General features: G+C 29.4%; 5 protein-coding genes. 2 read left to right on the plus strand and 3 right to left on the minus strand.

Translation table 11 applies throughout. From position 1 onward, the window contains the following. The first annotated feature begins 244 nt into the window (after positions 1-244). Both NQ543_RS09040 and NQ543_RS09045 read left to right on the plus strand, forming a co-directional pair. Positions 245-1,657 carry an IS91 family transposase gene (locus NQ543_RS09040; protein ID WP_004608941.1) on the plus strand — a complete coding sequence of 471 codons (1,413 nt, stop codon included), beginning with the start codon at positions 245-247 and terminating at the stop codon, positions 1,655-1,657. Between the two features lie 10 nt (positions 1,658-1,667). Then, entirely contained in the window at positions 1,668-1,847 is a 180-nt protein-coding gene (locus tag NQ543_RS09045; RefSeq protein ID WP_004608942.1) for a hypothetical protein, read from the plus strand. Positions 1,848-2,002: 155 nt separating this feature from the next. On the opposite strand, the gene NQ543_RS09050 is transcribed toward NQ543_RS09045, so the two are convergent. From NQ543_RS09050 to glgB, 3 genes are all read right to left on the minus strand, one after another. Beyond that, positions 2,003-8,095, minus strand: coding sequence for a polysaccharide lyase family 8 super-sandwich domain-containing protein (locus NQ543_RS09050; protein WP_004608943.1), 6,093 nt, complete (start codon positions 8,093-8,095; stop codon positions 2,003-2,005). A gap of 377 nt (positions 8,096-8,472) precedes the next feature. Then, positions 8,473-10,869, minus strand: a complete 2,397-nt coding sequence (locus NQ543_RS09055) for a glycogen/starch/alpha-glucan phosphorylase (protein ID WP_039903521.1) — start codon at positions 10,867-10,869, stop codon at positions 8,473-8,475. 1 nt (position 10,870) lies between these two features. Then, positions 10,871-12,754, minus strand: a complete 1,884-nt coding sequence (gene glgB / locus NQ543_RS09060) for a 1,4-alpha-glucan branching protein GlgB (protein WP_083784263.1) — start codon at positions 12,752-12,754, stop codon at positions 10,871-10,873. Positions 12,755-14,095 lie beyond the last annotated feature (1,341 nt).

A 14,095-nucleotide genomic window follows, 5' to 3' on the forward strand; every position in this document is an offset into this window, starting at 1 on the left:
ATACATCAATAAAAATTTTCATTCAGTAGTTATCTTTAATAGCTATCATAATTTTAAACATATTATATAGATGTTGTTAAACAAAATCAATTTAAAAACAAATTACATCCATCATCTTTTTTTATTATATTTTACACATTTATTTAAAAAAAGGACAAAAATAAATTTTGTCCATTGGGTGATAAATCACAACTTTTATGATTATCTCCCTTTTTTTGTTTTATAATAGAACTGGTGATTTTAGATGATTGATTTAGCTGTACCTACTGATACATTAGCTCTTTTTAATTTAAGACAATATTTTAAAAAAAATTCTAAAGAATCTTTTAAATACATTTTCTTTGATAATTTTGAATATATTCACAATCTTTATCTTTCTGGTAAATTGCGTGATATTACTTTTGATAATATTCAAAAAACTATTCTTTGCTCCTCTGTTTATTTAGGTTTCGATCTTTTCGAATGCCCTAACTGCGGTCATGAAACTATTGTCCCTCATACCTGTTCTTCCAGATTCTGCAGCAAATGCGGTTCAAAAGCTGCCCAGCAACGTGCTGCTCATGTTTCTGCTATGGCTTTTGAATCAAAACATCGACACATTGTTTTTACTATCCCTAAAGAACTTAGACCTTTCTTTTTAAAAGACAGATCTCTTCTTGAGGGTTTCTTCACTGTATCTCGCAATGTACTGGCTTCTCTTTTCAATGACTGTAAATACCGTAAAATGAAAAACAGATTTAAAAAGAATCATATCTGCAAAAAAACAAAGCACAAATCCAAATATCTCTACAAAGATACCAGAAATAATATTATATTTGGTGCTATCGCTTCATTGCATACTTTTGGGCGTAATCTCCAATGGAATCCTCATATTCATATTTTAGTATGTGAAGATGCATACGATACAAAAAATGATAAAATTAAAAACTTTTCCTTTATGTCCTATAAAAAACTAAGACAGACATGGCGATATCAGCTACTTGATTATCTTGATAAAAGAATCGGTAACAATGAGACCTTCAGAAGACTAAAACTCTGGTATTATACTAAATACACTGAAGGTTTCTATGTCCATGCTCCTAAATTCAAAAAAGATCAGGATGAAGACGATATCAATGATTGCGTTAAATATATCACCAGGTATACCAGCAGACCGGTCATGGCCGAAAGCAGGATAGTAAAATATGATGATATCAATAAAACAGTTCACTGGTTTTATCACCGACACGAAGATGATAAGCGTATTGATGTAATCGAACCAGTTACCAGTTTTATCAATAATGTTGTTCTACACTGTCCTGAAAGAAATTTTAAGATGGTAAGATATTTTGGATTCTATGCAAACAAAAGTTTAAAGACATATGACAGAATGGCAGAACTGGTTGGAAAAAAACTTAAACGTAAAGTTCAGTACAAAAAAGAAAGAGCAGCAGCAGCTAAAATAAATAAGGAAAAGACACATTTCAGATATTATATGATACAATCATTTCAGAGGGATCCTCTACTATGTACATGTGGAGAAATAATGAATTATGCAGAGACATATGATCCTTTTGAAGGAGGGATAAAAAATGACAGACGATATCGAAACGGATGCATCTACAACTCAAAGTATCTCAAAAGTCGAACCAGACCAGCAGCAACAGGGATGGACTGATGAAGAACTTATGCAGTTTATTGAAAATGATGTAATGGTCAGGATGAAATGTGAATCATGCGGGTATGAAGAAGACGTACCTGATTGGATACTGGAAGAATTTTTGGAAATAGAATTACATAACGGATCAAAAGAAAGAAGATACAGCTGCCAATGTCCAGAGTGTAATAAAAACATGTTCAGGAAATAATATTTTCTGACACTTTTTTGGGTACCTTATTTTAAAGGTACCCTTATAGTTTTATTTTTACAATATACCCGTTGACGAATCCAAATTCTTATTAAATAAAAAAAGACTTCTTTTCTATTAAGAAATCTTAATAGTCTAGAAGTCTTTTATTTATATTAATCTTCTTTTCTTTTTAACACTGTATACCCAGCTACACTTAATAATGCTATTGTTGCAAACATTCCTGTTAAGCTTTCATCTCCTGTTTTTACACTTGTAGTTGTATCACCATTATTTACTGGTGTACTTACTGTGTTATCAATTGTTACTGTTTGTAATCCGGCAATTGCTTTTTCTAATGTAGCTTTTGCATTGTCTACTTCAACTTGTGAAGCATTTGGATTTTCAAATACTACTTTTGCTTCATTTAATGCTTTTGTTAATCCATCAAATGTTGCTTTTGTATAGTTTGCACTATTTAATCCTTCTGCTTGATTGATTAACTCTTCTAATAGACTCTTATCTGGAATTAATCTTAAGTTCAAGAATTCTGTTACTAATTCACTGTAAGCTTTATTTACTTCTTCTTGCATTGCATTTTCATCTTTATACACAGCTTTTGCTTCACTTAATTCTGTTTCAAATGCTGTCCATGTAGCTTGAATATATTTATCAGCTTCTAATCCACTTACTTTATCGATGAATGCTTTTAATGCTGTTTTGTCACCCTTGAAGAATTCTAATTTTTGCATTACACTAGCAAGTCTATCAAATACATTATTTACTTCAACTTGTGAAGCATTTTCATTATTGTAAACTGCATTAGCTTCATCTCTTGCTGCAATGAATTCATCAACTACTACTGGAATTACTTTTTCTAAATCTTCATCAGTAATTGCATTAGCTAAGTCAATTGCAATTTGTAATTCAAACTTATTAGCTTTTTTTACTAATCCTTCTACTGCAGTTATTAAAATTGTTAATGCTTGATCTACTTCTTTTTGACTAGCATTTTCATTATCCAATACAGCTTTTGCATGTTGCATTGCTTCATCAAATACTTGCCAACTTACTGGTGTATAAGTTTCGCTAGTTTTATCTTTATTGTTATTATATGCTTCTTGTAAAGCATCTCTATTAACTTCTTTAACTGTAATTGTTAAATCTACACTTGTTCCCCCAGTTGTTTTTGCTGTAATTGTTGCCACTCCAATTCCAACAGCTTTTAATTTTCCAGTAGCATCGATTTGAATAATTGTTTCGTCACTGCTTGACCAAATAATATATTTATGTGTAGCATTTTCTGGAGTAATTTTAGCACTTAATTGATGAATATCACCTAATGCAAGTGTATCGATTGTATTTATTAAAGATAACCCTTCTACCTTAATTACTTTTCCAGCATTTGGTGTAATATTAATTATACACTCTGCTTTAACATCAGGATTCTTTATCGAATAAGCTGTAATTGTTGCAAATCCTGATTTACCTTTAACTGTAATTTTACCATTGTTATTAACAGTTACTAAACTAGGATCTGATGATTTCCATCCAATACTAGAAGAGATGATATTTTCTGGATCAGTTATAATATCAAGTGTAGTTGTTTGTCCTTTTAACATACTCATTGTAGTATCTACAAATGATATACTATTAATATCTTGATTATCCGGATCATCAATTGTTGTTCCCATTACTTGGAATTCATAAATAGAATATCCATACTTTGTATTAGCTTCAATTCCTTGCATACGCACATATCTACCAACATAATCTTGACTAAAAGTATGATTTGTCCAATCTCCTTGTACACTATTATTTTTTATATGTGCCATATCAATCCATGTTTTACCATCATTAGATATTTGTAATTTAAACTCTTTTGCTGAAGCAGTTTCCCATAATATATTAACTGCTTGTATATTACAGTTAGCTTGTAAATCCACATAAAACCATTCATCATTTGTTCTTCTTGATGCCCAACGTGTAGCAATACTTCCATCTACGGCATATTTTTCTGCTTTTCCATTTCCATCACTTGGATGTAATCCACTACTATATGCCGGTTTATTTAATGCTAGATTCCATGGTTCTAATTCAACTTCGTCTTCACTTCCTGTTTTTTGTAAAACACGGAAAGCAAATAATGAATATTGAGCTTCACTTACCCCTTGTATTTTTACATAACGAGCAGTTATTGGTTCATCAAAATCAAATCGTGCATATTGACCATACTTAGCATCTGTTATTGATTTAATAGTTTTCCAATTTTTTCCATCATTAGAAATCAAAATATCATAACTTTCACCATTTGAATACCAACTAAGATCAATTGCATCAAATGTTGTTTCTTTTCTTAAATCTACTTGAATCCATTCTTTACCTTCTGTATTAGATTGCCATCTTGTTGTGTCAGTGTTACCGTCAACAGCATTTGCTACTCCATAACCAGCTTTTGATGAACTTGCAGTTGCTGTCTTTTTTAATGCCATATCTTTATATACAGTAATTGGCAAAGATGCAGATATATCTTTTCCATTAACTTCTACATTCACTGTTGCCGTACCTTGTTTTATAAACTGTAATGTACCATCTTTAAATGAAGCAATATCATCATTACTTGAACTATAAACAAGTTTACTTTGTGCATTCATTGGAGCTACTTTAATAGAAGGGACAATATCATAATCAATAACTCCATCAATTTTTTCATCAACAAAACGAATTTGTTGAATATCTGCATTTTCTGGAACATAATTTAATGCAACATCTAAAATCATACTATCTTTTGACATTGCTATTTTTAAATAATCAGTATTTTCTTCCAATTCAGGAATATGAATTTTTATTTTAGTATATCCATCTTTTGTTTCTATTTCTTCTTTTGAAACTTCTAATGGCTGATAAGTCAAACCATCTTTTGATGTAAGAACATCAATTTTCCCACCATCTTTAACATAAGCGATAATTGTTCCTTCTTTAATATTTGTATAACTATATAATAATTCCCCATTATCACTTGTTGCGTTTACTACATCATCTTCTAAATAAGTTGTATAATCAACATCATTAGTTAAATATGTTTTACTATCATTTTGCATTGAATCCTTCAACATTTTAAGATTACTTGAATTTTTCATTGTTGCATCAAATCTAGTAAATTGTGGTGCCCATACTTTTGTTGGATGATCACAAACTTCAATTTTAAGATAATTTGCATTTTCATTTACACCGCTATCTGGTGTTAATAAATTTTGTCTAAACCATCCATTTTTTGTATTTACAGGCGTTGATTTACGATATTCTTGTTTTTGCCAAATTTCTCCATCTTGTGATGTATATATATTGATTGTTCCAATAGAATTATCATAACCATATACTTCTAAATTAAAATCTTGAAGACTTGGAAGCATATAAACAATTGACTCTTCACTATTTTTATTTGAACCAACACGTTTAATTCGCGTACTATCACCCTCAAAGTTATTTGGTTGTCCACCTTGTCCAGCATTTCCTGAATCAAAGTCCCAATTTGATGTATGTGTTAACATTTTATCCATTGTTTCAAATTCATCAAAAAATGAAGTTGTTGCTGTTGTTGTAAAAGAAACTTCTTTACCAAATTCACTAATATTTTCACCATTTTTTGCTTGTACATTTAAATAATAAGTAGTATCTGGTGTTAATCCATAAATTCGTGTTGTTAAATCTTCAGTTTCTAAAACATCTGTATATTTTCCACTTTCAACGCCATAATGAATCAAATAACTTTTTGCATTTACTTCACGATTGATATCTACTACTAAAGCATCATCATCCATAGAAACATTTGCAATAGAAGTAGGTTTTAAATCCACATCATCATATGAAAACTTAATTTGGAAATTTTTACCATCAGCATCTTTAACATTAACTTTAATAATTGTTGTAGGTGCCATTTGAATAACTTCTATTTCTTTGTCGCTACTAACTATTCCGCTTACTTCACGATTAATTTCTAATGTTATATAATCTTTATTTTGTTGAGTTGTATCTGTAACTGAAACGTTTAAGCCATTATCAGTATCGTTGATCATAACAGAAGCAGGACTATCACTTGTTACATAATTTTTAACATTACCTAAATCAACTGAAGTATATCCTTTTTGCCAGAAATTTACTCCTAATGTACCTAAACTCTTTTCATAAACAGCATGTGCCTTATCATCTTGTCGGATAATTTCAATATCACTATTTGTTGCGTACTCAGTTGTTTCATCTACAGATTTCCCTGGTAATAATACATAGGAATATGAACTATCATTAGCACCATTTCCGTTTGCACTATGATCCATCCAAGCAGTAAAATAATCAGCACTATATGTATTAGTATCACGATTATATTCCCCTAAAGAAGACCATGTTCCTGATCTAGTTTCACTTTTTACATTAATATCTAAGTTGTTTGGGAAATAAAATCCAATATCTGAATCTTCTACATTTCCACTCATATGGAATGTTTTAGCATTATCATAAGCAATTTCTGCACCATCCATCGTCATAGTTTGTTTATTACCATCTACATAGTAAGTTCTATTTTCATTATCAATTTTATAATTTTCAAGTGTTGTTTCTACATCGTATTGTCCACTAATATTACTTCCCAAAGCAACAACTTCATCATCAAACATAAACCAAGATTTTTTTGCTTTCAAATCATGAGTTGTCATTGAGAGATCCATCCCAGATACACCATATACACCATCAGTGACTCCACCTGCAAATGGATTTAAATTGTATTGAGTCCCTTGATTTCTTCCATATACTGATGTAGCTCCTGGAATACGATACCAATCTTTTGTTGCTTTTTCTACTCCTTCAGTACGTTCTAAATCATTTGTATATAAATAAGTAGCACCATTTCCAATATACCATCCTTTATTATTGGAATCACCACCTTCATAAGTTTTGATTGTTGGAGAAGACATTGCAATTGTATAAGCCCATCCTTCTTTTGACCAATGAATTGTACGTGCTCCATTATTCATCTGATAAGTTGTTCCATCAAAACTTATTGGTGTAATACTATCATTATTTAAAATATTATTCACCTTAACAACTGTATCTAAAGGAAATTTATACCATGGTGTATCAGCACTAGCGTTCATCTGTTCAATCATAAAATCATTACTAAACCATTGTTTAATACACCCTTTAAATTGTTCTTGAATGTTTTCAGGAGCATTTTCACTTAACATTAACATTGCATTGGCAATAATCAATGCACCTCTAGGTTGAGTTGTATCACTTCTAGTAATTTCTCTACCACGAAAAGCATCCATACTTAATCCATTATATACCATTGGTTCATATGAATCTATAACCCAATCATATACAATATTAGCACTAGCTTCACCAAGATCCCATTTTGTTCCTGAAAGCATATATAATAAATAAGCCGTATCAGTTAAACACATTAAACCATATCCACCATTATAAGGGAATGTTGTATGTTGAATAAATGTTCCATCTTCATAATATCCATCAGGGAAAGATCCATCTCCTGGTTCAGTATACTTTAATACTGTAGGCATAACAGATTGAATATGGCTCATATAGGATTCTTTTTCTGTTAATAAACCGGTATACATACTTACTCTTTCATTCCATGTTGAATTAGCACCTGTAAAAGAAGTCCAGTTAACAAATTCTTCCATAGTTGTAGCATATTTGTTAATCACTTCTTTATCTAAATCATCATATAAAAGTAATAATGTTTCCCCTAAATATACTGGTGCCCCCAAACGCCAAGAAAACCAGTTACCATAAGGAACAGTCTTATCTCCTTGTTTAAATGCTTGATTGTAATGATATTTGTTCATAAACTCTAATGCCATTTTAATATCTTCAAGCATATCTTTATTTTTATATAGTGCACATCCTTTTGTTTCATATGCTAAAGCCATCGCTCTAATATATTGATATGTAAACTGAATCGAATTTGCATTAATATACGAACTACTCCCACTTCTACGTTTTCCTAAAGGATACTCTGGAAAAACATAATCTTTAGATGCATCTAAATTTGGATCTAAAGCAGTATCATCTTCATTCATATAGCTTCCATTTATTGCATTAGAAACAGGATTTTTATTCATATTATCCCAATATGCCTGTGCAGTATCATTGATTGATTTTAACATTGGTTTAACAATTGGATCGTTAACATCATAATCTCCACCAACAGCCATATCATGAAATTTTTCACGCATAATTGCATATTGATTCACATTATCTAATGCATTTGTTATTACAATATTACTTGTAGCAGTAGTTATTGTTACAAAAACAGTAATAATAGTAATAAATATTTTTTTATGTATCGCATTTTATCATATCCTTCCTCATTTTTGATATATAATTAATTTTTCTAATATTCAATTAACCATTACTTTTTATCATCTCCTTTTTATTATTGTATCCCCTTTCATTAGGATATTATAATTTTAACATATGATATTTTTAATTATTAGTTATAATATTTGTAATTTTTTTTACAAAAATTGAAATAAATTATTGTAATCTAATATAACTCATAATAAAAAAGGACTTATCTAAATCAACTAATTTCTTTAGTTAATCAAAACAGTCCTTTAATCTTTATCTTCTAAAATTTTAATTTTTCTAAATGCCAAATATCATCAACATATTCTTGAATAGTTCGATCTGATGAAAAGAATCCACTTTTTGCAATATTAATCAAACAAATCTTAGCCCAATTATGACGATTTTTATATAAATCTCTAACTTTCATTTGTGCTTGACAATAAGAATCATAATCAGCTAATAAGAAATATTCATCATTTTTATTCATCAATTCTTCAAAAATAACTCTAAATTCTTCTCTATTTTCAATAAATGTACCATCCATCAAACTATCAATAACACGTCTAATACGTGGATTATTATTATAAACATCCCAAGCATGGTAACTACCATTAACTTGTAGTTCTTTAACTTCATGATCTTTTAAACCAAAAATAACACAATTTTCATCACCAACAAGTTGAGAAATTTCAACATTAGCTCCATCTAAAGTACCTAAAGTAATTGCACCATTCATCATAAATTTCATATTACCGGTTCCACTTGCTTCTTTACCTGCAGTAGAAATCTGTTCAGAAACATCAGCAGCTGGCATAATTTTTTCAGCTAAAGTTACTCCATAATTTTCTAAGAAAATAACTTTTAAATATTTATTTGTTTCAGGATCATTATTTACAACATCTCCAACACTATTAATTAATTTAATAACTTTTTTTGCAAAATAATATCCACTTGCCGCCTTAGCTCCAAAAATAAATGTTCTTGGTTCAATACGATAATCAGGATTTTCCTTCATTCTAAAATATAAATCAATTACATGTAAAATATTTAATAACTGACGTTTATAAGCATGTAAACGTTTAACTTGAATATCAAAAATACTATCAACATCAACTTTTATGCCATTATGTTTTAAAATATAGTCAGCTAAAACTTGTTTTCTTTCTTTTTTAACTTCCAAGAAACGTTCTTGTAAATTTACATCATCAACATAATTCATTAAATCTTCTAATTTTTCTGGGTGTTTAATCCACTCATCACCAATATATTCAGTAATTAAAGAAGCAAGTTGTGGATTACAATATGCAAGCCATCTACGATGAGTTACCCCATTTGTTTTATTATTAAATTTATTTGGATACAAAACAGCAAAATCTCTTAATTCACGTTCAACTAATATATCTGAATGTAATTTAGCCACTCCATTAACACTAAAACTTCCCACAATAGCTAACCGTGCCATATATACCAAACCATCTCTTAAAATCATTACACGATTCAATAATTCTTCATCACGGTTACTTACCATTTTTACATACCCAATAAAACGGCGATGAATCTCTTCAATAATTTGATAAATACGTGGTAATAATGTTTGCATTACATCTATTGGCCATGTTTCTAATGCTTCAGCTAAAATTGTATGATTTGTATACGCAAAAGTTTGTGTAGTAATATCCCAAGCATCATCCCATTCATAACCTTTTTCATCAATTAAAATTCTCATTAATTCAGGAATTGCAAGAACCGGATGAGTATCATTTAACTGAATAACATTTTTTTCATGAAAATTATCTAAATTTGGATAATTTCTTAAATGCGCTTTAACAATTGAACTTAATCCCGCACAAGTAAAGAAATATTCTTGTTTCAAACGTAACATTTTACCAGCTGGTGTTGAATCATCTGGATAAAGCATCTGGCAAATATCTCGAACATTTTGAATATAATGTCTAAAATCTTGATTAGCAGGAATGTTTTCACTAGCCTCAGCACCCCATAATCTTAAAGTATTAGTAGTTGTTGTATCATTACCAATAATTGGTACATCATAAGGTACTGCATATACTTCTTCTGTATCAATATGTTCATATTTTCCAGTTGCATCATTATAAACAATTTTTCCAAAGAATTTAACTGGTACACGATGTTTTGGTTTTCTTACTTCCCAATTAAAACCAGTTTGCATCCATTGATCAGGTAATTCAATTTGATAACCATTTTCAATTTTTTGTTTAAACAATCCAAATTCATAACGAATTGTATGTCCATGCCCTGGATAAGCAAGTGAAGCTAAAGAATCCATAAAACATGCTGCTAATCTACCTAATCCACCATTTCCAAGACCAGCATCAGATTCCAATTCCTCTAAATCATGAATATTAATACCAAATTCAGCCAATCCTTCTTTAGCAATATCATATATTCCTAGGTTCATCATATTATTAACTAATAAACGACCCATTAAAAATTCCATCGAAAAATAATGCATTTGTTTTTGATTATTGTTTCTAATTAATGCTTTACTTGTTGCCCAATTAACTGAAGCATAATCCCTTACCATTAATTCTAATACTAAAAACTTTTCTGTAATATGCGATTCTTCAACTGTTCTTCCATAAGTTTCAATAATTCTTTTTGAAAATTCATATTTAAATTCTTCTTTAGTCTTAAACATCTTATTTCCCCTTATTTGTTTTTTCACTTTTTGGTTTATATTCAAAAATCATGCTAGCAAATGGCGCTATATTTACAGGTATATAATAATCTTTGTTTAAAGTTTTCTCTTTTTTAGCACTAATAGCTCTTTTATTTACAAAATTACTACCAGTATAAATATCAGTATCACTATTTAAAATTTCTTTATAACTACCCGGTTTATTAACTGGTATTTTATAACCAATATGTTTATTTTCTGTAAAATTCATTACTGCAATTAATGAATTACCTTCAGTATCTTTACGTTCAATTGCAAAAACACTTTGATTACTATCATCAACTACTAACCATTCAAAACCATCAAAGCCATAATCTTGTTGATACATACATAAATGATTAACATATATTTCATTTAATTTAATCATGAATTTATGAAATGAATCATGAATAGGATATTTTAAAATATTCCATCCAAGTGATACTTTTTCATCCCATTCTTTATATTCACCTAATTCATTACCCATAAAATTCAATTTTTTACCTGGATGAATCATCATATAAGTATAAAGGGTTTTTAACTGTGCAAACTTTTGTTCATTATTACCCCAAATTTTATCAACAATCGTTCCCTTACTATGAACTACTTCATCATGAGAAAATGGCAAAATAAAATTTTCACTATAAAAATATGCCATTGAAAAAGTCAATAAATTATGATCATACTTACGATAAACAGGATCTAACTTCATATACTTTAACGTATCATTCATCCATCCTAAATCCCATTTATAATCAAAACCTAACCCACCAACATCAGGTGATTTTGTAACTCCAGAAAAATCACTAGAATCTTCTGCAATTAACATAACTCCAGGATAATATCCTTTCATATGATTATTCATGCGACGCATAAATTCATGAGCCCCATCATTTATTCCTAGCTCTTTATTTCCTTTCCAATAAATTAAATTACTGATTGCATCAAAACGAATACCATCAATATGGAAATATTCAGCTAAAAATCCAACACTACTCATTAAAAAGCTACGAACCTCTTCACGTCCAACATCAAAATAAACACTATCCCACTCAGTATAACGGCGTTCAATATCAGGATAATCATAAACAAATCCTCCATCAAATTTATACAAACCATGACCATCTTTAACATAATGAGCAGGTACAAAATCCATAATCACACCAATTCCAGCTTTATGACATGCGTTAATAAATGCCATTAAACCTTTAGGCGTTCCATAGCGACTTGTAATACTGAAATAACCTGTTGCCTGATATCCCCATGATCCATCAAATGGAAATTCAGTAAGTGGCATCAATTCTAAATGAGTATAGTTATTTTCAATTAAATATGGTATCAATAAATCAATCATCTCTTCATATGAATAAAATTCACCATCTTCTTCATCAGTAAAATCTTTCTTCATCTTCCAAGAACCTATATTAACTTCATAAATATTCATTGGTTTATCAAAATTTTTAGTCCGTTTATTCATCCATTTTCGATCAGACCATTTAAACTTTTCAATATTGTAGACTCTAGAGGCAGTTCCTGGCCTCAACTCACTATAAAAAGCATACGGATCTGCACGATCTACTGTAGCATAACTTTGAGTTTCAATTCGATACTTATATAACATATTTTCTTTAATTCCTGGGATAAATAATGTCCAAATCCCACCATCTGTATATTTTTCCATATAATGATTCTTGCCATCCCAATCATTAAATTCACCTATAACCTGAACACTTCTTGCATTTGGTGCATAAACTGTAAAACGTACCCCTTTTTTATGATCAGTAGTTTCAAAGTGAGCACCAAAAACTTTATACGCTTCTAAAGTATTTCCTTTATGAAATACATGTATTAAAAAATCATCAAGCATTTTCATCCCCCCTTGAGTATATTTACATGTATTATTATATCATATTTATTTGATAATTTACACTTATAAAGACAGCGCTTTCAAAATTAGAAAATACTCTACAATAGTTCAATCTCCTACAAGTTTGAATTGTTATAGAAAATATGTTAAATCAAAAATAAATATTGATGTACCTACTAGTTTTTCTAAATAATAACTAGCATATTTTAGCCTCATGACTACATTTTAGTATATTATTCCTTTTTTTGTTATAATGCAATATTTTTTTGATTCAGTAATTGAAATTAAATGTATATATTTGGTAAAAAAGAGTTTCTATATAAATATAGAAACTCCAAAAGTATCATGTTATAAATTTATATATTTCATTGAAAAAATGCAATGCTCTATCGAATCAGCTACTCATAATCCTGTCTAGTATCAATAACATAATTAACATAAACAATATTGTCAATTATCTGAGAAATCAGCATATATCTTTTCACAAATAACAGATAACGATATTTATGACTAGAAATATAATCTCCTGCACTTTAGTGATATAAAACTTAATGAATTTGCTTTTTCTTCAAATTCAGTCACTAAATTTTTAGCTGCATCAGGAATTACCTGTGCTAAATATACAATATAAGAAAATAACATCTGCGATACTTTCTGAGAAATAATGACCTTATAACTATTTTTCATCACCATTTGCTTCATTGATTTCATTATTCATCATTCGAACGACTTCACTAACAGAATATCCTTGACTATCAGATCCCCTTCTCCGTTTTTTGTAAGGAAAAACAGGTTCTTTTGTTTTTTACACAATTCTGAGATTTCATTATAATTCTAACGGATTGTTGCTGATGATTTAATTATCATAACTATCCCCCTTTATATAGTATTATTCTATATATTATATCTACATTATGTTATACAATCAATTATTAACGCTACTATCAGTTAATTTATATATAAATATCTTTCTATTAATTTTACTGATTATCACCTTATTTTCAGTTTCTCTAGATCCTCAAGAATTGTTTTAACTCTCTTGATAGTGCTAATAACTTCATGTGTATGTTTACAACATACTTCAACTTTCTAAGAAATCATACAAGTCACCAGTTGAATTAGGTTGTTTTAAAAAGATTCATAACATGCCAAGCAAATGGAACATATTACTGGATGAAGCATTGGATTACTACATAGAATCGATTATGGAATTCTAGTTATGTAGTTTTGCAGTTTTTCAGTCTGTAATACTATTATGCAGGAGGTTTTTATTCCTGCTTTTCAAGGCAATTTGCTAGATAATGTACTCCCACCTAAATAGAATATTTTGAATCAGTAATA

The sequence above is a fragment of the Thomasclavelia spiroformis DSM 1552 genome, from assembly GCF_025149465.1.
Taxonomy (GTDB): domain Bacteria; phylum Bacillota_I; class Bacilli_A; order Erysipelotrichales; family Coprobacillaceae; genus Thomasclavelia; species Thomasclavelia spiroformis.

Bases quoted from the DNA above. Each gene is read 5' to 3' on its own strand.
- NQ543_RS09040 (WP_004608941.1), top strand. From the start codon at position 245: ATGATTGATTTAGCTGTACCTACTGATACATTAGCTCTTTTTAATTTA.
- NQ543_RS09045 (WP_004608942.1), top strand. From the start codon at position 1,668: ATGCAGTTTATTGAAAATGATGTAATGGTCAGGATGAAATGTGAATCA.
- NQ543_RS09055 (WP_039903521.1), bottom strand. From the start codon at position 10,869: ATGTTTAAGACTAAAGAAGAATTTAAATATGAATTTTCAAAAAGAATT.
- glgB (WP_083784263.1), bottom strand. From the start codon at position 12,754: ATGCTTGATGATTTTTTAATACATGTATTTCATAAAGGAAATACTTTA.